This window comes from Mycobacterium sp. VKM Ac-1816D (assembly GCF_000416385.1).
GTDB classification, from domain to species: Bacteria; Actinomycetota; Actinomycetes; order Mycobacteriales; family Mycobacteriaceae; genus Mycobacterium; species Mycobacterium neoaurum_A.
The window spans coordinates 218,582-240,463 of record NZ_AOHQ01000136.1 but is presented as its reverse complement, the minus strand read 5'-3'; the positions used below and the strand labels follow the sequence as shown (position 1 = coordinate 240,463).

22 protein-coding genes are annotated in these 21,882 nt (G+C 67.6%); 6 read left to right on the top strand and 16 right to left on the bottom strand.

All coding sequences use genetic code 11. The annotated features are described in order from the left end of the window. Positions 1 to 45 precede the first annotated feature (45 nt). On the top strand, positions 46 to 492 hold the full coding sequence (locus G154_RS14975; protein ID WP_019510319.1) for an Hsp20/alpha crystallin family protein: 447 nt from the start codon (positions 46 to 48) through the stop codon (positions 490 to 492). Here the strand turns inward: G154_RS14975 and G154_RS14970 are convergent. Together G154_RS14970 and G154_RS14965 are read right to left on the bottom strand one after the other, a co-directional pair. Continuing rightward, positions 489 to 1,070, bottom strand: coding sequence for a GNAT family N-acetyltransferase (locus G154_RS14970; RefSeq protein ID WP_019510318.1), 582 nt, complete (start codon positions 1,068 to 1,070; stop codon positions 489 to 491). The genes G154_RS14975 and G154_RS14970 overlap by 4 nt on opposite strands. Next, on the bottom strand, positions 1,067 to 1,486 hold the full coding sequence (locus G154_RS14965; protein WP_019510317.1) for a hypothetical protein: 420 nt from the start codon (positions 1,484 to 1,486) through the stop codon (positions 1,067 to 1,069). The genes G154_RS14970 and G154_RS14965 overlap by 4 nt, the downstream gene beginning before the upstream one ends. Before the next feature lie 42 nt (positions 1,487 to 1,528). Between G154_RS14965 and G154_RS14960 the strand changes: the two genes are divergently transcribed. Continuing rightward, positions 1,529 to 1,984, top strand: a complete 456-nt coding sequence (locus tag G154_RS14960; RefSeq protein ID WP_019510316.1) for a cupin domain-containing protein — start codon at positions 1,529 to 1,531, stop codon at positions 1,982 to 1,984. Here the strand turns inward: G154_RS14960 and G154_RS14955 are convergent. From G154_RS14955 to G154_RS14925, 7 genes are all read right to left on the bottom strand, one after another. After that, the gene (locus G154_RS14955; protein WP_019510315.1) at positions 1,956 to 2,732 is read right to left on the bottom strand and encodes a VOC family protein; all 777 of its coding nucleotides are present in this window, start codon (positions 2,730 to 2,732) and stop codon (positions 1,956 to 1,958) included. The two genes, G154_RS14960 and G154_RS14955, sit on opposite strands and share 29 nt — an antisense overlap. A gap of 115 nt (positions 2,733 to 2,847) precedes the next feature. Then, positions 2,848 to 3,279 (bottom strand): SRPBCC family protein, encoded by a 432-nt coding sequence (locus tag G154_RS14950; RefSeq protein WP_019510314.1) that lies wholly within the window; start codon positions 3,277 to 3,279, stop codon positions 2,848 to 2,850. Further along, positions 3,280 to 3,534 (bottom strand): antitoxin, encoded by a 255-nt coding sequence (locus G154_RS14945; protein ID WP_019510313.1) that lies wholly within the window; start codon positions 3,532 to 3,534, stop codon positions 3,280 to 3,282. It abuts the gene before it with no gap. A 9-nt stretch (positions 3,535 to 3,543) separates the two neighbouring features. Further along, positions 3,544 to 5,907 (bottom strand): cation-translocating P-type ATPase, encoded by a 2,364-nt coding sequence (locus tag G154_RS14940; RefSeq protein ID WP_019510312.1) that lies wholly within the window; start codon positions 5,905 to 5,907, stop codon positions 3,544 to 3,546. Positions 5,908 to 5,944: 37 nt separating this feature from the next. Beyond that, complete coding sequence (locus G154_RS14935; protein WP_019510311.1) at positions 5,945 to 7,516, bottom strand: serine hydrolase; 1,572 nt, start codon at positions 7,514 to 7,516, stop codon at positions 5,945 to 5,947. 18 nt (positions 7,517 to 7,534) lie between these two features. Then, positions 7,535 to 8,644, bottom strand: coding sequence for an MBL fold metallo-hydrolase (locus G154_RS14930; protein WP_019510310.1), 1,110 nt, complete (start codon positions 8,642 to 8,644; stop codon positions 7,535 to 7,537). Then, complete coding sequence (locus tag G154_RS14925) at positions 8,644 to 9,390, bottom strand: enoyl-CoA hydratase (RefSeq protein WP_023986247.1); 747 nt, start codon at positions 9,388 to 9,390, stop codon at positions 8,644 to 8,646. Before G154_RS14925 ends, G154_RS14930 begins: the two co-directional genes overlap by 1 nt. 25 nt (positions 9,391 to 9,415) lie before the next feature. On the opposite strand from G154_RS14925, the gene G154_RS14920 reads away from it, so the two are divergent. Next, entirely contained in the window at positions 9,416 to 10,861 is a 1,446-nt protein-coding gene (locus G154_RS14920) for a carboxyl transferase domain-containing protein (RefSeq protein ID WP_019510308.1), read from the top strand. Here G154_RS14920 and G154_RS14915 read toward each other — a convergent pair. Both G154_RS14915 and G154_RS14910 read right to left on the bottom strand, forming a co-directional pair. Continuing rightward, positions 10,784 to 12,313, bottom strand: a complete 1,530-nt coding sequence (locus tag G154_RS14915; protein WP_045546394.1) for a cell wall metabolism sensor histidine kinase WalK — start codon at positions 12,311 to 12,313, stop codon at positions 10,784 to 10,786. The two genes, G154_RS14920 and G154_RS14915, sit on opposite strands and share 78 nt — an antisense overlap. Positions 12,314 to 12,318: 5 nt before the next feature. After that, the gene (locus G154_RS14910) at positions 12,319 to 13,086 is read right to left on the bottom strand and encodes a response regulator transcription factor (protein WP_023986248.1); all 768 of its coding nucleotides are present in this window, start codon (positions 13,084 to 13,086) and stop codon (positions 12,319 to 12,321) included. A gap of 130 nt (positions 13,087 to 13,216) precedes the next feature. On the opposite strand from G154_RS14910, the gene G154_RS14905 reads away from it, so the two are divergent. Next, entirely contained in the window at positions 13,217 to 13,639 is a 423-nt protein-coding gene (locus G154_RS14905) for a DoxX family protein (RefSeq protein ID WP_019510305.1), read from the top strand. A 43-nt stretch (positions 13,640 to 13,682) separates the two neighbouring features. Further along, complete coding sequence (locus G154_RS14900; RefSeq protein WP_069566725.1) at positions 13,683 to 14,096, top strand: DoxX family protein; 414 nt, start codon at positions 13,683 to 13,685, stop codon at positions 14,094 to 14,096. Positions 14,097 to 14,103: 7 nt separating this feature from the next. Here G154_RS14900 and G154_RS14895 read toward each other — a convergent pair whose 3' ends face one another. From G154_RS14895 to G154_RS14875, 5 genes are read right to left on the bottom strand one after another with little or no spacing between them, the layout of a single operon-like run. Then, complete coding sequence (locus tag G154_RS14895; RefSeq protein ID WP_023986249.1) at positions 14,104 to 16,110, bottom strand: YhgE/Pip domain-containing protein; 2,007 nt, start codon at positions 16,108 to 16,110, stop codon at positions 14,104 to 14,106. Between the two features lie 2 nt (positions 16,111 to 16,112). Continuing rightward, the gene (locus G154_RS14890; RefSeq protein ID WP_019510302.1) at positions 16,113 to 16,760 is read right to left on the bottom strand and encodes an ATP-binding cassette domain-containing protein; all 648 of its coding nucleotides are present in this window, start codon (positions 16,758 to 16,760) and stop codon (positions 16,113 to 16,115) included. Positions 16,761 to 16,781: 21 nt separating this feature from the next. Next, on the bottom strand, positions 16,782 to 17,660 hold the full coding sequence (locus tag G154_RS14885; RefSeq protein ID WP_019510301.1) for a rhomboid family intramembrane serine protease: 879 nt from the start codon (positions 17,658 to 17,660) through the stop codon (positions 16,782 to 16,784). Positions 17,661 to 17,682: 22 nt separating this feature from the next. Continuing rightward, positions 17,683 to 19,290 carry an AMP-binding protein gene (locus tag G154_RS14880; protein WP_023986250.1) on the bottom strand — a complete coding sequence of 536 codons (1,608 nt, stop codon included), beginning with the start codon at positions 19,288 to 19,290 and terminating at the stop codon, positions 17,683 to 17,685. Positions 19,291 to 19,302: 12 nt separating this feature from the next. Then, positions 19,303 to 21,006: an AMP-binding protein gene (locus G154_RS14875; protein ID WP_019510299.1), complete on the bottom strand. Its 1,704-nt coding sequence runs from the start codon at positions 21,004 to 21,006 to the stop codon at positions 19,303 to 19,305. A gap of 57 nt (positions 21,007 to 21,063) precedes the next feature. On the opposite strand from G154_RS14875, the gene G154_RS14870 reads away from it, so the two are divergent. Continuing rightward, positions 21,064 to 21,879, top strand: coding sequence for a LuxR C-terminal-related transcriptional regulator (locus G154_RS14870; RefSeq protein WP_019510298.1), 816 nt, complete (start codon positions 21,064 to 21,066; stop codon positions 21,877 to 21,879). Positions 21,880 to 21,882: the final 3 nt, after the last annotated feature.

Below are 21,882 nucleotides of genomic sequence, written 5' to 3'. Positions count from 1 at the left end.
CCCGCCAGGGTGGTGGGCTCTTGATCGACGAGGAGGTGGATTGCTGTGCTCCGTTTCGATCCGTTCAGTGACCTTGATTCCATGACCCGCAACCTGCTGACCGGTCAGACCGGCTCGGCGCGCACGCCGAGGTTCATGCCGATGGACCTGTGCAAGATCGACGATCACTACGTCCTCACCGCCGACCTGCCCGGCATCGATCCCGGATCGGTGGACATCAGCGTGGACAACGGCACGCTCACGATCTCCGCCCACCGCACGGCCCGCTCCGAGGACTCGGTGCAATGGTTCGCCAACGAGCGCTTCTTCGGCAGCTACCGCAGGCAGCTCTCGCTCGGCGAAGGCATTGACACCGCGGCCATTTCGGCGACCTACGAGAACGGGGTGCTCACCCTGACCATCCCGCTGGCCGAACGCGCGAAGCCGCGCCGGATCGAGATCGCACACAACACCCAGAAATCCGTCGAGGCACCGACCGTCGACGCCGATTAGTTCGCGGCGGTGCGGTCCAATCGGTGGTTCAGATTGGACCGCACCGCCGGCCACTCGATATCCAAGATCGAGTAGACCACGGTGTCCCGGCGCGATCCGTCGGGCAGAAGCTGGTGGCTGCGCAGCACACCATCGAGCTTGGCGCCGAGGCGTTCGATTGCCGCGCGGCTGTCGGCATTCATGAAGTGCGTGCGGAATTCCACTGCCATACAACCGAGCTCGTCGAATGCGTGGGACAGCAACAACAACTTGGTCTCGGTGTTCACCCCGGTGCGCCGCGCGGCGGCCGTGTACCAGGTGGCACCGATCTCCAACCTGCGGTTGGGTTCGTCGATGTTGAGGTAGCTCGTCGACCCCACCAGCGTGCCGTCCAGCCGTCGCACCACGAACGTGCTGCCCCGCGCATCGGCCAGTCTGGTCTGCACCCAGTCCCTGGCCGTCTGCGGTGACGGCGCAGAGGTGAACCAGAGGTCACCGGCATCGGCGACGGCCGCGATCTCGTCGGCGTGTTCGGAGCCCAGCGGCTCCACGACCACCCAACGGGTTCCGGTCAGCACCACCGGCGCCCGGAAACTCATGCGCCCGCCCGTCCCCAGGCCACCACCATGGCCGCCACCGAGAGCAACACCGACACCACGGTGACACCGGCCGCCAGGTACATGCCGTAGCCGACCGCCACCGGATCCTGGACGTACAGGCGGAAGTACCAGGCGATCAACGCGCCGATGATCATCGAAACCGACAGCGCCGCAGCAGAAGCCCACCGCGCGGACAGTCCCCGGGCCGCCATCGCCGCCGCGACCATCAGCAGCGCCGAGAGCAGCAGGATCAGCTGGCCCACCCCGAAACCCGGCGGCGGCACGTCGATGCTGCCGACCTTGCCGCCGATCGCGTTGGCCCGCCCCGCTGCTGTGGTCAACCACGGCAGCCAGGCGCTCACCGCGAGCGCCAGCGCACAGAACGCGACCAGCCAGCCGGGACGCAATCGAGCCATGCGCCACAGATTATCGGGTGGGTCTGCGTAGGGTGAACTGCCATGACGGAACTGCCCGACTGGGCCCGCGAGCTCGACCTCTCCCCGCACCCCGAGGGTGGGTGGTTCCGCGAAACCTGGCGCAGTGACCTCACCATTCCACAGTCGGCGCTGCCTCAGGACTACTCCGGGCCCCGCCGGGCCGGTACCGCGATCCTGTTCCTCCTGATGCCCGGCCAGCAGTCCGCGTGGCACACCGTGCGCAGTGCCGAACTGTGGCTGTACCACCGCGGCAGCCCGTTGGTGCTGGAGGTGGGCCGTGAGCAGCACGACGCCGACAGCGTGGTGCTGGGGCCCGATATCGCCGCCGGTGAGCAGCCGCAGTTCGTGGTGCCACCCGGATACTGGCAACGAGCAACCCCTCGCGACCAGGCGCCGACCCTGGTCAGCTGCGTGGTGGTCCCCGGTTTCGACTTCGCCGATTTCGCGCTCAGTGCGGGGGCAGCGACGACAGATTGAACCCGGCCCCGGTCGGGTCGGCGACCGAGGCCAGCCGGCCATACGGGGTGTCCTCCGCGGCGCGGACGACCGCGCCGCCGTGATCGACGATCAGCTCGATCGTCTTGTCGACATCATCGGCACCGAGGAAGAAGTACCAGCTCGACGGTTCGTCGGCCGCCATGAACGCTGCGCCGTCCATCACGCCGATGCGCGGCTCACCGCCGAAGGTCACCGTGCTGTAGCGGAATTCGTCGCTGTCGGCCTCCACCTGGGTCTGCCACCCGAACACCGTGCGGTAGAAGTCCACGGTCTCCGCGAGATCCCGCGTCGTCACCTGATGCCATACCGGGGCGCCCGCGACACCGGTCGCCTCGAAACCCAGGTGCCCGGTCGGCTGCCAGAGCCCGACCATCCCGCCGGTCACATCGGAGATGACCGCCATCCGGCCCTTGTCCGGGATGTCCATGGCTCCCCCGCAGCTGAACCCACCGGCACCTGTCACCGCCCGCAGCGTGGCGTCGACATCGGCGGTGTGCAGATAGGTGGTCCAACCATCGGGCATATCCCACGTCGGGTCGTTGGGCATCAGCCCGGCAACCTGGACACCGTCGACGTACGCGCTGACATAGCCACCGTATTCGGGTCCGGCGGACTCGAAGGTCCAGCCGAACACCGCACTGTAGAAGCGTTGCGCGCCGTCGATATCGGAGGTCGACAGATCGATCCAGCAGGGGGCACCGAGCGGGTGTGAATTGGTCATGCCCATACCGACCCGGCCCGGCACCGAAACTCATCGCCCGACTGCAGACCCCGGCCGAGAGTGACGCTGTGGTCGCCCGCGGACTCGCCGCGGCAACCACAGCGTCACTCTCGCGGCGAAGCTAGGAGTAGACCTTCTTGAACTGCTCCAGCGAATGCTTGATATCGCTCTTGAGCGCACCGGCCACGATCATGCCGATGGGCCCGAACAGCGCGGGTCCACCCAGATGGATGTCCAGCTGCACCGAGGCGCCGTCGGCGACGGGCTTCACCCGCGCGATGAGCTTGATCTTGACCCCGCCGACACCATCGCCGTTGAGCGTCATCGACTCCGGCGGCTTGTAGTTCACGATGGTCCAGTCGACCCGGTTGTTCATCCCCTTGACCTCGACGATGGACGAGATCTTGGTGCCCTTGTCCAGTGTCTCGGGCAGCTTCGAGCGCCACACGCGGTGGATCGTCAGCCACTCGTCGAATCGGGACAGGTCCGATGCCGCTTCCCAGGCCTGTTCCGGAGACAGCGGAACGTCGATGGAGACCGACAGCTTCGCCATCTACGGCGCCGCCGGCGGCGGTGGCGAACCGGCCGGCGGCTGACCGGACTGCTGATTGGGCGGCACCTGGGGCGGTTGCTCGGCACCGGTCTGTTCGCGGGCGGCCTTCTTCGCCGCCTCCTGCACCTTGTCGACATGCTGGGCGTACTTGCCCTGGGTCTTCTTGTCGACCAGGTCACCGGCCTTCTCGATCACGGTGTCGACCTTGTCGGTGTTCTTCGCCACCAGGCCTTTGATCTTGTCCAAGAAACTCATGCCTCAACCCTAGCGCCACAGCTTCCGTGGTTCACCGGACAATTTGCCCTCCACCCACCAGGCGATCTCGACCAGCGCCGCCCCGACGGCGCCGATCAGCAGACCCATCGAGGTCAGCTGGAGGTTCGACGGGTCGAGGAGGAAGGTCCGCTGGGCCAGTGGCAGCGCGAAGATCACCACATAGGCCAACCCGGACGCCGCCACCAGCGCGACCCGCCACCATTCGTAGGGCCGCGCGACGACGGCCAACACCCACACCGAGGCGACGAGCAGGGTGATCAGGGCGGTCGTCGACGCCTGGGTCTGCTGCTCGGCCGTGGCACCACGCCCCTCGTAGGCGAGCAGATACGACACGAACGTGCTGACCCCGACGATGACACCGGCCGGCAGCGCCGAGGTCATCACCCGGCGCACGAACCCCGGATTGGCCCGCTCATGATTGGGCGCCAGCGACAGGATGAAGGCCGGGATCCCGATGGTGAACCAGGCGGCGATGGTGACGTGGATCGGCTGGAACGGATAGGGCAGTGGATCGGTGCCGAACAGTGCGGAGGTCAGGCCGCCGATACCGACCAGCGCGGCAAGCAGCACCGAGTACACGGTCTTGGTGAGGAACAGGTTGGAAACCCGCTCGATATTTCCGATCACCCTGCGTCCCTCGGCCACCACATAGGGCAGCGTGGCGAACTTGTTGTCCAGCAACACGATCTGGGCCACCGCACGCGAGGCCGAGCTGCCCGAGCCCATCGCCACACCGATATCGGCGTCCTTGAGTGCCAGCACGTCGTTGACGCCGTCACCGGTCATCGCCACGGTGTGCCCGCGGGACTGCAGTGCGTGCACCATGGCCCGCTTCTGGTCGGGGCGAACCCGCCCGAAGGTGGTGTACCGATCCAGCGCGTCGGCCATCTCCTCGGTCTGCTCGGGTAATCGCCGGGCGTCCAGCGTCTCACCGTGCAGGCCCAGTGTGCCGGCGACGGCGCCGACCGACTTGGCGTTGTCCCCGGAGATCACCTTCACCGTGACCCGCTGCGAGGCAAAATATTCGAGGGTGTCCTTGGCGTCGGGACGCACCCGCTGTTCCAGGATCACCAGCGCGACGGGGGTGACGGTGCCGGGTGCCGCCGGGGCGTCGACCGCGGTGTCGCACGACCCGAGCAGCAGCACCCGCAGCCCCTGCGAACCGATGCGCTCGGCCTCGGCGGCCTCCGGGGATTCCGGGTCGAGCAGGACGTCGGGGGCGCCGATCACCCAGTTACCGTGCTCCCCATAAGAACTACCGCTCCATTTGGTGGCGGATTTGAAGGGGGCGGTGGCGGTGGCGGTCCAGCCGGGCGGATCGGCGTAGGCCTCGGCGATGGCCGCCATGCTGGCGTTGGGTCTGGTGTCGTCGGCGGCCAGCTGGGCCAGCACCGCGGCCGCCTCGGATTCGCCGAAAGACTCCAGATCGCTGACCCGCATCCCGTTCTCGGTCAGGGTGCCGGTCTTGTCCGCACACACCACGTCCACACGGGCCAATCCTTCGATGGCGGGCAGTTCCTGCACCAGGCACTGCCGCCGGCCCAGCCGCACCACGCCCACGGCGAACGCGATCGAGGTCATCAACACCAGGCCCTCCGGGACCATCGGCACCAGCGCCCCGACCATCCGCAGCACCGATTCCCGCCATCCCGCGTCGGTGGTGAACAGCTGGGTGTAGATGATCAACGCACCGGCGGGCACCAGCAGGTAGGTGATGAACTGCAGGATCTTGTTGATACCGCTGCGCAGTTCGGATTTCACCAGGGTGAACTTGCTGGCCTCCTCGGCCAACTGCGCGGCATAGGCCTCGCGGCCCACCTTGGTGGCGCGGTAGGCACCCGTTCCCGCGACGACAAAGCTGCCCGACATCACCTTGTCACCGCGATCCTTGGGCATCGGATCGGCCTCACCGGTCAGCAGCGACTCGTCGACCTCAAGGTTGTTCTCCTCCAACACCTCTCCGTCGACGGTGATCTGGTCCCCTGGACCGACCTCGATGATGTCGTCGAGAACGACCTCACTCGGGGCCACGGCCCGGGTACCGGACTGCCTGCGCACCACCGGTTTGGCCTGCCCGACGATGGCCAGCTTGTCCAGGGTCTGCTTGGCCCGCAGCTCCTGGATGATGCCGATGGCACTGTTGGCCACGATGAGCAGTCCGAACAGCCCGTTGATCAGCGACCCGGTGGCCACCACGATGGCGAACAGCACGCCGAGGATGGCGTTGATGCGGGTGAACACGTTGGCGCGCACGATCTCCGAAACGCTGCGCGCGGCCCGGGTCGGGACGTCGTTGGTCTTTCCGTCGGTAACCCGCTGGGCGACCTCGGCATCGGACAGACCGGTGATCATCGCTGTCACCTGTGCTCCATTCTCTTCGCGCAGGCGCTCATCGCAAGAACACCGCGTCGTCGTAGTACTCCAGCGTCAGCTTCGCGCCGTCGAAGGTGGCCGCAGATATCGTCCCCGGCGGTGCGTTCTCGGTGACGAAGGAGAAGGTGAACACGTCGCCGTCCCAGTGGGTCAGCTCGAAGGAATCCCCCCGCGGACCCATCCCGAGGAACAGCTTGCCGTCCCGCTCGGACACCGTCGCCGGACCCCAGAAGTCGTTGCGGTAGGTACCCACATAGCTCGAAAGCAGCTGCGCCGGAGCGGGATCGGCCGGCGGCGTCTTACCGACCAGCGATCCGACCGGGTCACTCATCGGCAGCATCCGGGCCGAGTACAGGTCATACCAGGGCTCGCGGACCTCACCGAACTGCACCAGATCGGCGAACTGCGCCGTCAGCGCCTCCGGCACGCCCGAGATCGTCCCGTTGGTCAGCGCGATGATCCCGACATCGGCCGAGGGCAGCAGCAGCACGTTGGTGCCCGCCCCGAGCTGGAAGGCACCCGAATGGCTGGCCTCGGTACGGGCGGCGGCGGTGGTACTCAGGTTGAATCCGTAGCCGTAGAACCCCGATCGCATGGCCGGTTCGCTGCCCGGGCTGGACACGATCTGCGGGGTCAGCGCGGGCAGCAGCGACGCCGGCTGCATCAGCGGTCGGCCTTCGGCGAGCACCATCGACATCCAGCGCGCCATATCGTTCACCGAGGAGCTCACCCCACCGGCCGGCGACTGAGCATCGGGGTCCCTGGTGTAGCGCGGTTGGTAATCGCCGGGCGCGACGCGGATGTGCCCGACGGCGCGGTTCTGCCGCCCCTGGTAATCGGAGAACCGGTAGCTCGTCGAGGTCATACCCAGGGGCCCGAATAACGACTCCTGGGCCAGCTGCTCCCACGGTTCGCCGGCGGCCGCGGCAACCGCCTCGGCACCGGCGGTCAACCCGAAATTGGTGTAGGCGTAGGAGATCCGGAACGGATCCAACGGCAGCTGCCGCAGTTTCTCCAACACCGCGCGCCGGTCGTAGCCGATGTCCTCGAGCTGATCGCCGGCGTGGTCGGGCAGCCCGGACCGGTGTGAGAACAGATCACCGATGGTGAGCATGCGGGTGACGGCCGGGTCCGACAGGGCGAACCACGGCAGCTTCTCGGCCACCGGGGTGTCCCATCCGACGGTCTTCGCGTCGACGGCCCGGGCGGTGACGGTGGCACTCACCGGTTTGGACAACGAGGCCAGCTGGAACACCGTGTCGGGATCGACCGCTTCACCCGTGCGGATGTCACGCACCCCGAAACCCTTGGCGTAGACGGTTTTTCCGCCGTGTACCACGGCCACCGCCATACCGGGCACACCGGAGGTCTGCAGCAGCTGTTCGGCGATACCGTCCAGCTTGGCGACGGCGTTGTCCACCGCGTTCTCCGGCAGCGGCATCGCCGGGACCAGCGGCGGCGGAACCGGCGCCCCCGGTGCACCGGGAGCGGCACCGGCAGAGGTCGTGGCGGTCTCCGGAGCACCGACGTCCGTGGCGCAACCGGCCAGCACCAGGACCGCCGCGGCACAGGTCAAGATCAGTCTCACGGCATCAACGCTATCGGGTCAGCCACGCCACCATGTTTGATTCTCGGGCGACCGGGCCGGGTCCGCGGACACCTGCTCCCCCGGGCGCGGGGTCGCCACCGCGACTCCCTCGGCGGCCGCCGCGGCGAGCATCCGCTCCACCGGCTCCGACCAAGGGTGCGGCGCCAGCCGGAAGGTCGCCCAGTGGATCGGCACCAGCAGCCCCGTATCGCTGACATCGCGGTGCGCCCGCACCGCCTCCTCGGGATTCATGTGGATATCGGGCCAGCCCGGGTGATAGGCGCCGATCGGCATCAGCGTCAGGTCGAACGGCCCGTAGGAGTCGCCGATCCCGGCGAATCCCTCGGTATAGCCGGTGTCACCGCCGAAGAACACCCGATGCCGAGGTCCGATGAGCGACCACGACGACCACAGCGTCACGTTGCGGGTGAGAAACCGCCCGGAGAAGTGCCGGGCCGGGGTGCATACGATGGTCAGCGAACCCAGCTGTGCGCTCTGGTCCCAGTCCAGTTCGACGATGCGCGCCGCCGGGATCCCCCAGGTCCGCAGGTGGGCGCCGATACCCAGCGGCACGTAGAACTTCGCACGCTGGCTGCGGGCCAGCGCCGTGATGGTGTCGGTGTCGAGGTGGTCATAGTGGTCGTGGCTGATGATCACCGCATCGATCGCGGGCAGCTCGTCGATATCTGCGGGCACCGGATGCAGCCGCTGCGGACCGATCACCCGCGACGGCGAACAACGCTGACTCCACACCGGATCGGCCAGCACCCGATAGCCGTCGACCTCGATCATCACCGAGGAGTGCCCGTACCAGGTCGCGGCCAGGTCGGCCGGTGCGATATCCGGCGCCGGGCGGACCAGCGGGATCTCCCGCGGCGGGTGCTGCTGCCTGCCGCCGGCGAGGAGGTCGCGCACCAGCGCGAACTGGTCTTCCCGGCTCAGCTGCACCTCCGAGGCCGGTTCGCGGTTGACGAAGACACCGTCACGCCAGTTCGGAGACCGTTTCGCGGTGGCCCCGATATCGGCGGCGCCCAGCGCGGCGGGCGTGCCCTGCACGGCACGCAGCAGCCAGCCGCCCGCGGCCACCGCTGCGGTTCCACCAAGCACCCGGGCCGCCGCGCCGAACATCAGGCGCCTTGGAACTTCGGTGCGCGCTTCTCGATGCGGGCGACCTGCGCCTCGATGACGTCCGGGCTCGCCCACGCCTTGTCGAAGCCCTCCTTGTGGGCCGGCCACGGTTCCTCGTAGGCACCGTCATCGTTGAGCACGCGCTTGGAGTGCGCCACCGACAGCGGGGCGTATCCGGCGATCTCGACGGCCCAGCTCTGCGCGTCGGCCAGATCGCCAAGCCGGTTGACCATGCCGGTCTGCACAGCGGTGTCCAGATCCAGGCGTTCGGCGGCGATCAGCATCGCCCGCGCCCGACCATGCCCGACCAGCGACACCAGCCGGCGGATCGACCAGTTGTCCAGCGCCAGGCCGTACTTGGCGATCGGGAACTGGAAGAAGGTGCCCGCTACCGCGACCCGCAGATCGCAGATCATCGACAGGATGACGCCGGCCCCGATGGCCGGGCCGTTGAGGGCGGCGATGATCGGCAGCGGGCTGGCGTCGATGGCCAGGTTGAGGTCTCTGGCCTTGTCCGGTAGTTCCTTGGCCACCCCTTCGGCATCGGACAGATCGGCGCCCGCGCTGAACACGGTGCCCTGCCCGGTGAGCACGATCGCCCGCACTCCGCTGGACGCGGCGTCCTGGCTGGCCTTCTCGATCTCCTCGCGCAGGCCGTCGACCAGTGCGGCGTTCAGCGCGTTGCGGCGCTCGGGCCGCTGCATCTCCAGGGTGAGGACGTTGCCGTCCCGGGTCACTCCAATCATGGGGCCAGCCTATTAGCCTTCTCGTGTGAGCAGTGCGCTGGCACTACGTGATGCCGTCCTGGACGAGGGTTCCTTCCGCAGCTGGGATACCGCCCCGCTGCAGGTGGCGACCTCCGAGCAGTACCGGGCCGAGTTGGCCGCCGCGGCCGAGAAGTCCGGGCTCGACGAGTCCGTGCTGACCGGTGAGGGCACCGTGTTCGGGCGTCGGGTGGCCGTGCTGGCCTGCGAGTTCGATTTCCTGGCCGGATCCATCGGGGTGGCCGCAGCCGAGCGGATCACCGCCGCGATCACCCGCGCGACGGCCGAGCGGCTGCCGCTGGTCGCCTCGCCGGCCTCGGGCGGCACCCGTATGCAAGAGGGCACCGTCGCCTTTTTGCAGATGGTCAAGATCGCCGCCGCGGTGCAGCTGCACAAGCGCGAGCACCTGCCCTACATCGTCTACCTGCGTCACCCCACCACCGGCGGGGTGTTCGCGTCCTGGGGTTCGCTCGGCCACGTCACCGCCGCCGAGCCGGGCGCGCTGATCGGGTTCCTCGGGCCGCGGGTCTACGAGCATCTGTACGGCGAGAAGTTCCCCGAGGGGGTGCAGACCGCCGAGAACCTCTACCGGCACGGGGTCATCGACGGGGTGGTGGCGCTGCCACAGCTGCGGTCGGTGCTCGACCGCACGCTGGCGGTGCTGTGCGATCCGCCGGGCCCGGCGCCCGCGGTGCCCGCGGCCGATCCGATTCCCGATACCGCGGCCTGGGATTCGGTGCTGACATCTCGGCGCCCGGACCGGCCGGGGTCGGAGTTCGTGCTGCGGCACGGCACCACCGATCCCGTGCAGCTCTCCGGTACCGCGACGCAGATGCTGCTGGCGTTGGCCAGGTTCGGCGGCCAGCCGGCGGTGGTGCTCGGTCAGCGCCGGCTCGGGATGCTCGGCCCGGAGGCGCTGCGTGAGGCACGGCGCGGGATGGCGCTGGCGGCGGGGCTGCGGTTACCGCTGGTCTCGATCATCGACACCGCGGGGCCGGCGCTGTCGGCCGAGGCCGAGCAGGAGGGGCTGGCCGGTGAGATCGCGCGGTGTCTCGCCGAATTGGTGACGCTGGAGGTGCCGACGGTATCGGTGCTGCTCGGTCAGGGCAGCGGCGGCCCGGCGTTGGCGATGGTGCCCGCCGACCGGGTCCTGGCCGCCCAGCACGGCTGGCTGGCGCCGCTGCCGCCAGAGGGGGCCAGCGCCATCGTCTACCGCGATACCGAACACGCACCGGCACTGTCCGCCGCGCAAGGCATCCGGTCTGCCGATCTGCTGCGCAACGGCATCGTGGATGCGATCGTCGCCGAGCACCCGGATGCCGCCGACGAACCCCGCGCCTTCACCGAACGGCTCTCGGCGACCATCGCCGTCGAGCTACACCGGCTGCGGACGATGTCCGATCTGGAACGGGTCGGCACCCGGCTGCACCGCTACCGCAGGATCGGGCTGTAGGACCGGCAGCCGGATCACGAAAGCCGTTGCGCCGGGCTCGGACCGGGCAGTGATGGAACCGCCGTGCGCCTCGATGATCGAGGCCGCGATCGACAGTCCCAGTCCGAAACTGCCGGCGTCGCGGGCTCGGGACTTGTCGGCGCGGACGAACCGCTCGAACAGGTGCCCCAACAGCTCGGCGGGGATGCCCGGCCCGTCGTCGGCGACGGACAGCTCCGCATGCCCGTCCGTCACGACGATCCCGGCTGTCACCGAGGTCCCGTCCGGGGTGTGCACCCGGGCGTTGTGGAGCAGGTTGGACAATGTCTGATGCAGCCGCGCGCGGTCGCCCCGCACCCACACCGGATGTCCCGGCAGCTCCAGGTGCCACCGGTGCTGCGGCGCCGACACCGTGATGTCATTGACGGCATCGGCCAGTAGTTCGGTCAGGTCGACGGCGGCAATGTCGAGGTCCTGCCCCTCGTCCAGGCGGGCCAGCAACAGCAGATCGGCGACGAGGGAGTTCATCCGGCGCGTCTCGGATTCGATTCTGGCCAGCGAATATTCGGTGGTCTCGGGCAGCACGGCGGCATCCTGGCGGGTGAGTTCGGCGTAACCGTGGATCGCTGCCAGCGGGGTGCGCAACTCATGGCTCGCGTCGGTGATGAACTGGCGCATCCGCCGGTCGGAGGCGGCGACGTCGGACAGCGCACCCTCGACATGGTCGAGCAGCCGGTTCAGCGTGTGCCCGACGAGGCCGACCTCGGTGCGCGGGTCGGTGTCGCCGACCGGCACGCGCGGGGTGATGGTGTGGTTGTCGCGGTCCAAGGGCAGCGCCGCCACCTCGGCGGCCGTCGCCGACACCCGGTGCAACGGGCGCAGCGCGAACCGGACGATGGCCAGCGTGCTCAGGGCGGTGACCACCAGTGCCAGCAGGGTCAGACCGGACACGACGGCGGTCTCGCGCATCATCGCCTCCCACGCCGGGGTGCGCGACACCCCGGTGACCAGCATCTCGCCGTCCTCACCGAGCTGGCCGACCATCCGGTACCAGCCCAGACCGGGCAGTTCCACGGTGCGAATCTCGCCGTCGGCCCACGGGATCCGGGCAATCGTCGATACCGCTTCCGGCGGGGCGGGCACGGCATCATCGGGCAGGAAATGGGCCGAATCGACGACCTGCCCGCCCTGGATGAGCGCCACCACGTTGCCCTGCGCCTGCCCGATCAGGTTCACCAGGGGTTTCATCTCCCCCGGTCCCGGCAGTTGCCCATCGGCGCCGGGGGTCGCGCGGTATTTCACCACCGAGGTGACGCATCCCTGCAGCGCGCCGGCCAACTGGGTGTCGATGATGCCGAGCACCGAGGACCGCAGCGTGAGGACCGACATGGCACCGATGGTCGCCACCGCGAGCATGACCATCAGCGAGAGCCCCACGACAAGCTGCTTGAGCAGGGTCCAGCTGCGCCACATCCGCCTCACGGCGCGGCCCGCAGCAGGTAGCCCACACCGCGGACGGTGTGGATCATCGGTTCCCGGTCGGTATCGACCTTCTTGCGCAGATACGACACGTAAAGGTCGACGATGCTGGTCTTTCCGCCGAAGTCGTAATCCCACACCCGTTGCAGAATTTCCATGCGGCTCAGCGCCTTTCGCGGGTTACGCATCATGAACCGCAGCAGGTCGAATTCGGTGGAGGTCAATGCGATCGGTTCACCACCGCGGGTCACCTCTCGGCTGGCGGCGTCCAGACAGAGGTCCCCGACGGTGAGCAGCTCCTCCTCGGCGGGCGTCAGATAGGCGGTGCGGCGCAACAATCCGCGCAGCCGGGCGACCAGTTCTTCCAGCGAGAACGGTTTGGTCATGTAGTCGTCACCGCCCGCGGTCAGCCCGGTGACGCGATCGGCGACCGAATCACGTGCGGTGAGGAACAGCGTCGGGGTGTAGGTTCCGGATTCGCGGATCTTCGCCAGCACACCGAGGCCGTCCAGGTCGGGCAGCATGATGTCCAGAACAAGCAGGTCCGGGGTGTTGGCGCGGTACTTCTCGACCGCCTCGGCGGCATCGTGGGCGACGTCGATCTCCCAGCCCTCGTACTTCAGCGCCATCCGGATCAGATTGGTCAGGGCGCGTTCGTCGTCGACGAGCAGCACCCGGATCGGGGACCCGTCGGGGCGGTACATCTTCGGTAGCTGGCCGAGGATGGCACGCCGCGGTCCCTGGTCGTCGACTGGTGCGGTGCTCACGGCTCCATTGTTGCCGCAGTTCACAGCGAAAGATCATGTGAATCGTCTATGAGAGTGACGGTCGCGGCTCGATCAGCCAGAAGACTCGGGGGCATACCGAACCGGCAATCCACCGAAAGGGGCGGACCCCGTGTCCATCTCGAAGTCCACCGTCACGACGCCTGCCACCACGGCAGTCGATGATCGCCTGTCCGCCAACGCCCCGATCGTGCTCGGCGTGTTCCGCATCCTGGTCGCGCTCATGTTCGCCATGCACGGCACGATGAAACTGTTCGGTTTCCCCAGCGGGTCGCCCGCGGTGCTGGGAGCCTGGCCCAACTGGTGGGCCGGCGTGCTGGAGATCGTGCTCGGACTGTTGATCGCCGTCGGATTCTTCACCCGCGCGGCGGCGTTCGTCGCCTCCGGAATGATGGCCGTCGCATACTTCTGGATGCACTTCCCGGAAGCGTTCTGGCCCATCGACAATGGCGGCGAGAGCGCCGCACTGTACAGCTTCATCTTCGCGCTGTTGGTGTTCACCGGCCCGGGAGCGCTGTCGATCAACCGCAGGTAGGTAGCCCCCAATTTCCGGTACGTGCGTGCCAACATCTGGATCCATGACCACTTCGACAGTCGATGGCGTTGCACGCATGCAGGATCCGCTGACCGCCCGGGCCCCAATGGCCCTCGGCGTGTTCCGGATCCTCGTCGGTCTGATGTACGCCATGCACGGCACGGTCAAACTGTTCGCCTTCCCCGACGGGCCGACGGTCACCTTCGGCGCCTGGCCGAGTTGGTGGGCGGCGGTGCTGGAAGTGGTGTTCGGCCTGCTCATCGCAGTCGGATTCGCCACCAGGGTGTCGGCGTTCATCTCCTCCGGCGTGATGGCCGTCGCCTACTTCTGGAAGCACTTCCCGGACGGTTTCTGGCCCATCGCCAACGACGGCGAGACCGCGGCGCTGTACAGCTTCATCTTTGCGCTGCTGGTGTTCACCGGCCCGGGGGCACTGGCACTGCGGCGTCAGCGCTGACCGGGGGTCAGACCTCGATCGGCGGGTTCAGACGCTCCATCGTGTACTGCCGGTCCCGCCGGGCCGCCCATGAGCTGGCGGCCAGTGCGGCGACCAGCAGCCCACCGAGCACCGCGATGGCGATCCACATCCGGTGATCGACCCCGCCGGCGATGGTCTGCCGCAACCCGTTCACCGCGTAGGTCATCGGGTCGAACGGGTGCAGGATCTGGAACGGTTTGGCGGTGGTCTCCACCGGATATATGCCGCCGGCCGACACCAGTTGCAGCATCAGGAAAGCCAGCGTCACCACGCGTCCCACCGATACCCCGAAGACGGCATTGAAGGCCTGGATGACCGCGAGGAAGGTGGCCCCGATCAACAGCAGGAACGCCACCGTGGCCAAGGGGTGTTTGGCCTGCAGCCCGACGCCGAAATGCACCACCACGTACATCACCGCCACCTGGCACACCACGATCAGCAAGGCGGGCCAGTAGGAGGCCAGCGCCACCCGCAGGGCGCCGAGCCCGTGCACGACGGGCCGTGACTGTATCGGCTTGAGCAGCATCCAGATGATCAGCGCCCCGATGAACAGGGCCAGTGGCAGGAAGAACGGCGCGAACCCCGTGCCGAAGGTGGCCGCCGGATTGTCGGTGCGCAGGTCCAGCGCCACGGGGGTGGCGATCGTGCGCGCCACGTCGGTGCGCTGTTGCGGAGTCCAGGACGGCACTTGGGCCGAGCCCTCTTTGAGCTTGCTCGCCAATTCCGCACTGCCGTCGGCGAGTTTCTGCGTGCCGTCGGCGAGTTGGTCGGCACCGTCGGTGAGCTGGCGCCCACCGGCGGCGAGCTGGACCAGTCCACTGTTGAGCTGGTGGGCACCATTGTTCAATTGGTCGACACCGTCGCGCAGTTGGGCCACGTCATCACGCAATCCACCATTGAGCGCACGGGTGATGAACACCCGCAGCTTGCTGTTCGGGTCGCCGAGTTCGCCTTCCAACCGGGATGCGCTGTCGCGCAACTTGAGTAGGCCGTCATCGGTTGCGGGATCGATTCCGTTGGCGCGCAGCAGTCGCTGCGCACCGGCCAGGACGTCACCGGCATGCCGCACCGTTGGGTCCGGGTTGGTCTGCAGGAGGCCGAGGGCCTGGTCGACGATCGCCGCGGCCTGCGCCTGATCGATATTCAGCGCTGCCACCCGATCGGTGGTGGAGCGCACCGCCAAACTGAGCCGCTGGGCGAGCAGGCCCACCTCGTTGGGGTCGAGTTGCAGCCCGTGGACACGATCCAGCATCTCCAACAGCGGGCCGGTCGCCGAATCCACCCGGGAGGCCAGCTGTTGGGTGCCCGCCATCAGTTGTGCCGACCCGTCGCGCGCGGTGACCAGACCGGTGGTCAGCTCGCCGGCCCCGGTAGCCAACCGTTGAGCACCGTTGTTGGCCTGGGCATTACCACTCGCCAACTGTTGGGCACCGTCGGCGGCCTGCACCAGACCGGCTCCGGCATCGGTCAAGCCCGTCAGCACCGTGCCCACCGTCTGCTGACCGATGCTGGCGTTGACCTGGTTGATGACCTCGCGGGCGGCGTTCTGCCCGATGATCGAGCCCAGGTAGTTGTTGGCGTCGTTGAAGGCGAAGTCGATCTGGGCCTGCTGCGGTGAGCCGCCCGAGGGTGAGGCGATATCGGCGCTGAAATCCTCGGGCAGGGTGACGGTGAAGTAGTACCTGCCGCTGCGCAGCCCGTCGGCGGCCTCATCGGCCGAAACCTCGTGCAGCTGCAGCTGTCCGGAGCTGATCAGAGCGTCGGCGACCTGTCTGCCCGCGTCCAGTGGCTTACCGTCGACCTCGGTGCCGGTGTCCTCGTTGACCAGCGCCACGGGCACCTTGTTGACGGCATCGAACGGATTCCAGAAGGCCCACAGGTACATCGCCCCGTAGAGCAGTGGCATCAGCACCACCGTTACCAACGCGATCCGCGGCATCGCCCCGCGGGAGAAGCGCTTCAGGTCCGTGCCCAGCGACATTCCGGCAAGCATCGTCACTCACTCACTTTCAGCTCGGCTTTGGCGCCGGGAACGGGATTGGCGGATGCGGTGATCACCGTCTGGTTCTCCCCCAGCGCGATCAGCCGGTCCAACACCACCGCGCGGTTGTTGTCGTCGGTGATGCCGTCGAGGTCACCGACCACCAGCAGCGGCGGGGTGCCGGTATTGGCCAGCGCGATGCGCAGCAGAACCTGGTTGAGCTCGCCTACCTGGTCGAAATAGGCATCCATATCGGGCAGCGGCACATCCCCGAATGTCGTCGCGCAGAGGGCACTGAGATCGGATGCTCCGGCCTTCCCGATGAACCGATACCAGGGGGCGTCCCAGCGCTGCTGTTCGGTGATCAGATCGGCGACGGTGACCGACTCGGCGATCTTGTCCAGCGCGTCGATATTGGCCAGCGCCGAAACGTCGAAGATCTTGCGGGCGTCGCTGTGCCCGAAGACGGTGATGGTGCCCGACTGCGCCCGCATCCGCCCGGCCAGCGTCAACAGCAGGGCGGTGCGACCGGTACCGGCCGGATGGATCAGGGCCGTCACGCCACCGGCGTCGATGTCCAGGTCGACCGGGCCATAGACCGGACCCCATGGGCCCTTGACCCGTATTGCTCTGGCGACGACGGCCGGTTCTGGATCTGCCACCGACCAATCTCAGCACACACCTCAGCTCAGGTGCAGATACCCGCCGAACATCTCCAGCAGTTGTGCTGTCCGCCACCAGATGAGCACGCCGAACAGCACCAGGAGCCCGCCCGCCACCGCGGCCTGCACCGCGTTTCGTTGCGCGCGCGGTGCGTAGACGAAGCCGGCGGCCACCAGGCCACCGGCGATCAGACCGCCGAGGTGGCCTTGCCAGCTGATGGCACCGGCGCCGATCAGCGGGGCCGCGAAGGTGAACACCACGTTGAGCACGATCAGCCCGATGACCCATTTGACGTCGAGGTTGAGCTTGCGCGACACCACGAAGATCGCACCGAACAGCCCGAACACCGCACCCGATGCGCCCGCCGTGGCGGTGTTCAGCGGGGAGATCAGGTACACCAGCACCGACCCGCCGAGCGCGCTCAGCCCGTAGAGCGCGCTGAACCGCAGCCGGCCGAGAAGGCGCTCCAGCGACGGGCCGATGACATACAGGGCGTACATGTTGAACAGGATGTGGGCGATCCCGTAGTGCAGGAACGCCGAGGTGATCAGCCGGTAGAACTGGCCGTCGGCCACCGCGGGAGGCCACAGCGGCAGCTCGTTCTCCAACCGCCCCGACGCCATCTGCAGGACGAACATGACGATGTTGATCGCGATGAGTGCGTAGGTGATCACCGGGGTGTCACCGGCGACCTTGCCACCGAACCGTCCCTGCACGGGCCGCACGGTCGCCGCGCCGGCCGCCACGCATTCCGGGCACTGGTGACCCACCGCGGCCGACTGCATGCAGTCCCCGCAGATGTAGCGGCCGCAGCGGGTGCAGGAGACATAGGTCGGGCGGCCGGGATGGCGGTAGCAGGCCGGGGCCGGCGGTGGCGGCGGCTGCTGCGGGTACGTCATGTCCCCCATCATTCCCGATGCGCTACAGCCCCAGGATCTGCACACTCTCCTCGCGCATCTGCACCTTACGGATCTTGCCGGTGACCGTCATCGGGAACTCCTCGACCAGATGCACATAGCGCGGGATCTTGTAGTGCGCCAGCCGGCCCTCGGCGAACGTCCGCAGCGCCGCGGCATCGAGGGGGTGCGCCCCCGGCTTCATCTTGATCCAGGCGCAGATCTCCTCGCCGTACCGCGCGTCCGGGACACCGATCACCTGGGCGTCCTCGATGCCGGGGTGGGTGTAGAGGAATTCCTCGATCTCGCGCGGGTAGATGTTCTCGCCACCGCGGATCACCATGTCCTTGATCCGGCCGACGATGGTGCAGTAGCCGTCCTCGCGCATCACCGCCAGGTCGCCGGTGTGCATCCAGCCATCCTCGTCGATCGCCTCGGCGGTCTTGTCGGGATCGTCCCAGTACCCGAGCATCACCGAGTAGCCACGGGTGCAGAACTCGCCGGGGTGCCCGCGTTCGACGATTTCGCCGGTGTTCGGGTCGACGATCTTCACCTCGACATGGGGGTGCGCCCGGCCGATGGTGGCGGTGCGGCGCTCCAGGTCGTCATCGTGCAAGGTCTGGCACGACACCGGCGAGGTCTCGGTCATGCCATAGGCGATGGCCACCTCGGCCATGTGCATCTCGTTGATGCAACGCTTCATCACCTCGACCGGACACACCGCGCCGGCCATGATCCCGGTGCGCAGGCTCGACAGGTCACGGTCGGCGAAGCTCGGGTGGTTCTGCATGGCGATGAACATGGTCGGCACGCCGTACACGCCCGTACAGCGCTCGGCCTCAACGGCTTCCAGGGTCAATCCGGGATCGAACCCGGGCGCCGGGATGACCATGGTGACGCCGTGGGTGGTGCAGCCGAGATTGCCCATCACCATGCCGAAGCAGTGGTAGAACGGCACCGGTATGCAGAGCCGATCGCCGGGGGTGAAGTTGATGCCCTCGGTGACGAAGAAGCCGTTGTTCAGGATGTTGCGGTGCGACAGCGTCGCACCCTTCGGGAAACCCGTTGTGCCCGAGGTGTATTGGATATTGATCGGGTCGGTGTTGGACAACGTCGCTTGGCGTTCGGCCAGCCGGCCTGCGGGTACCGCGTCGTCGCGCAGAGCCTCCCAGTCGCCGGTGCCCAGGAAGATCACCTCGCTCAACGAGGGCGCCTCCTTGCGCACCTCGGCAACCATCCCGACGTAGTTGCTGGTCTTGAACTCGGTTGCCGAGATCAGCATCCGCACTTGCGCCTGGTTGAGCACATAGGCCAATTCGTGTGTGCGGTAGGCCGGATTGATATTGACCAGGATGGCACCGATCTTGGCGGTCGCGTACTGGACGATGGTCCACTCGGATCTGTTCGGAGACCAGATCCCTACGCGGTCGCCCTTGGCGATACCCCTGCCGAGCAAACCCCGCGCGATGATATCGACCTCATCGTCGAGTTCGCGGTAGGTCCACCGCTTTCCCTGCGCCACATCGACAAGTGCCTCGATATCGGGGTGCGCAGCGACCGTGCGGGCGAAGTTGGCACCGATGGTCTCTTCGATCAGAGGGGTCGTGGTGGGCCCCGCGTCATAGCTTTTCATCTGTTCACCCACCTATGTCCCGTCGCTTCGCTCGCCCAGGAGATCCTCGTAGCGGTGTTCGGTCTCGATCTGCTTACCCGACTTGTGTGCCTCATCCTCGCGCCTGCGCAGTTCGACGCGCCGGATCTTGCCGGAAATGGTCTTGGGTAACTCGAAGAACTCGACGCGACGCACCTTCAGGTAGGGCGCCAGATGGTCGCGGGCGTATTCCATGATGCCCTTGGCCGTCTCGGCATCGGCCGGCCATCCTTGGGCCAGCGCGACATAGGCTTTCGGCACGGCCAGCCGGGTCTCGTGCGGCTGCGGGACGATGGCGGCCTCCACCACGGCGGGGTGCTCGATCAGCACACTTTCCAGTTCGAACGGCGACACCTTGTAGTCGCTGGATTTGAAGACGTCGTCCGTGCGCCCGATATAGGTGATGTATCCGTCGGCGTCACGGCTGGCCACATCGCCGGTGTGGTAGTAGCTGTCGGCCATCACCGCCGCGTTGCGTTTCGGGTCGTCGAGGTAGCCGGTCATCAGATTCAGCGGCCTGGCAACGAGATCCAGACAGATCTCGCCCTCGTCGGCCTGATCACCGGTCAGCGGATCGACCAGTACCACCGGCACACCGGGCATCGGGCGGCCCATCGAACCGGGCTTGACCGGCTGGCCGGGGGTGTTGCCGATCTGCAGGGTGGTCTCGGTCTGCCCGAAGCCGTCCCGGATGGTCAGTCCCCACGCCCGCTCGACGGCGCCGATGACTTCGGGGTTCAGCGGCTCGCCGGCGCCGAGGATCTCGCGCAGGCCGTCGGGCTTGGGCCCCAGATCGGCCTGGATGAGCATCCGCCATACCGTCGGGGGCGCGCAGAACGTGTTGACGCCGGCCCGACGGATCTGGTGCAGCAACTCGGCGGCATCGAAGCGGCTGTAGTTGTAGACGAAGATCGTCGCCTCGGCGATCCACGGCGCGAAGAAGCAGCTCCAGGCGTGCTTGGCCCAGCCCGGTGAGCTGATGGCCAGATGGACGTCACCGGGTGTGACGCCGATCCACGCCATCGTCGACATGTGCCCCACCGGGTAGGACACCTGCGAGTGCTCGACCAGCTTGGGCTTGCTGGTGGTGCCGGAGGTGAAGTAGATGAGCAGCGGGTCACCCGTCGTGGTCACCGCCTCGAAGGTCTGCGGGGTCACCGCGTAGGCGTCGGTGTAGGAGTGCCAGCCGTCCACCTGCCCGATGCTGATCCGCGTGTACTCCCCCGGCACCGCATCGAACTTGCCCGCGTCAGCGGCGTTGGCGATGACGTACTGGGCCGCGCCGCGGGTGATGCGATCGGCCAGATCCTCGGGGCCCAGCGCGCCGGTGGTCGGCATGATCACCGCGCCGAGTTTCGCGACCGCGAGCATGGCCTCCCACAGTTCGACCTGGTTACCGAGCATCAGGATGACGCGGTCACCCTTACCGACGCCCAGGCTCTTGAGCCAGGTCGCGACGCGGTCGGAACGCTGTGCCATCTCGGCGAAGCTGACCTTCGTCTCGGTGCCGTCCTGCTCGACGATCCACAGCGCCGGGCGTGTGTTGTCGCGCGCGATGACATCGAACCAGTCGATGGCCCAGTTGAACGTGCCCTCGATATGCGGCCATTCGAAGGTGCCGACAGCCTTGTCGTAGTCGCTGATCACGGCCACCAACTGGTCGCGGGCGGCCCGATAACGCTCGGTGTTGATGCTCATGGGCACTAGGATCTAGGTCACACTTGTCCGCCCGCTACCCCCGGAAGAGGGGAACCCGTGTCGTCCCTGTTGCGTCCCCGCGACACCGACGCCGTGCGCGCCGCGCTCCGCCGGGTCGCCGCCGAGGGTGATGTACCGGTGCTGTTCGGCGGTGAGGTGCACGAGGACGCGCTGTTGCTGAGCGAGTTCGTCGGCACCCGGACCGCCGGGCTGCGGGGGCTGGTGGTGCGGTCCAATTCCGGTCTGGGCGGGGCGACCATGGTGGCCGGACGGCCGCTGGCGGTCTCGGACTACCGCAACGCCGCGTCGATCACCCATGACTACGACGCCCCGGTGCTGAGCGAGGGCATCCGGTCGGTGCTCGCCGTGCCCGTCGTGGTCGACGGCTCTGCCCGCGCGATCCTGTACGGCGCGTACCGCTCGGGGGCACCGTTCGGCGGGTTGGCCGCGGACCTGATGGTGGGGTCGGCGCGTCGCCTGGCCCAGGAATTGCGGGTGCGCGACGAGGTGGACCGCCGGATGCGACTACTGGAAGCGCGGATGACCGGCGCGGCGAATCCGGAGACCATCCGCGAGGTGTATGCCGGACTGCGCACGCTGGCCGCTGGCGCCGACACCGATACCGCCGCCGAACTGCACCGGTTGGCCGAACTACTGTCCGCACCCGCGGCGTCGGAGTTCCATCTGAGTCCGCGGGAGATCGACGTGCTGGCCCAGATCGCGTTGGGCTGCACCAATGCCGAGGCCGCCGAACGGCTTTCACTCAAGACCGAAACCGTGAAGAGCTATCTGCGCAGCGCGGCGGGAAAGCTAGGAACCAAGACCCGGCACGAGGCGGTGTCGAAGGCGCGCCGTGCCGGGCTGATTCCGTAGTGG

Coding starts and splice junctions, on each gene's coding strand:
- G154_RS14965 (WP_019510317.1), bottom strand. CDS start 1,486: ATGGCTCGATTGCGTCCCGGCTGGCTGGTCGCGTTCTGTGCGCTGGCG.
- G154_RS14945 (WP_019510313.1), bottom strand. CDS start 3,534: ATGAGTTTCTTGGACAAGATCAAAGGCCTGGTGGCGAAGAACACCGAC.
- G154_RS14960 (WP_019510316.1), top strand. CDS start 1,529: ATGACGGAACTGCCCGACTGGGCCCGCGAGCTCGACCTCTCCCCGCAC.
- G154_RS14970 (WP_019510318.1), bottom strand. CDS start 1,070: ATGAGTTTCCGGGCGCCGGTGGTGCTGACCGGAACCCGTTGGGTGGTC.
- G154_RS14885 (WP_019510301.1), bottom strand. CDS start 17,660: ATGACGTACCCGCAGCAGCCGCCGCCACCGCCGGCCCCGGCCTGCTAC.
- G154_RS14950 (WP_019510314.1), bottom strand. CDS start 3,279: ATGGCGAAGCTGTCGGTCTCCATCGACGTTCCGCTGTCTCCGGAACAG.
- G154_RS14955 (WP_019510315.1), bottom strand. CDS start 2,732: ATGGGCATGACCAATTCACACCCGCTCGGTGCCCCCTGCTGGATCGAT.
- G154_RS14895 (WP_023986249.1), bottom strand. CDS start 16,110: ATGCTTGCCGGAATGTCGCTGGGCACGGACCTGAAGCGCTTCTCCCGC.
- G154_RS14915 (WP_045546394.1), bottom strand. CDS start 12,313: ATGTGGCGCAGCTGGACCCTGCTCAAGCAGCTTGTCGTGGGGCTCTCG.
- G154_RS14875 (WP_019510299.1), bottom strand. CDS start 21,006: ATGAGCATCAACACCGAGCGTTATCGGGCCGCCCGCGACCAGTTGGTG.
- G154_RS14940 (WP_019510312.1), bottom strand. CDS start 5,907: ATGATCACCGGTCTGTCCGATGCCGAGGTCGCCCAGCGGGTTACCGAC.
- G154_RS14880 (WP_023986250.1), bottom strand. CDS start 19,290: ATGAAAAGCTATGACGCGGGGCCCACCACGACCCCTCTGATCGAAGAG.
- G154_RS14900 (WP_069566725.1), top strand. CDS start 13,683: ATGACCACTTCGACAGTCGATGGCGTTGCACGCATGCAGGATCCGCTG.
- G154_RS14925 (WP_023986247.1), bottom strand. CDS start 9,390: ATGATTGGAGTGACCCGGGACGGCAACGTCCTCACCCTGGAGATGCAG.
- G154_RS14930 (WP_019510310.1), bottom strand. CDS start 8,644: ATGTTCGGCGCGGCGGCCCGGGTGCTTGGTGGAACCGCAGCGGTGGCC.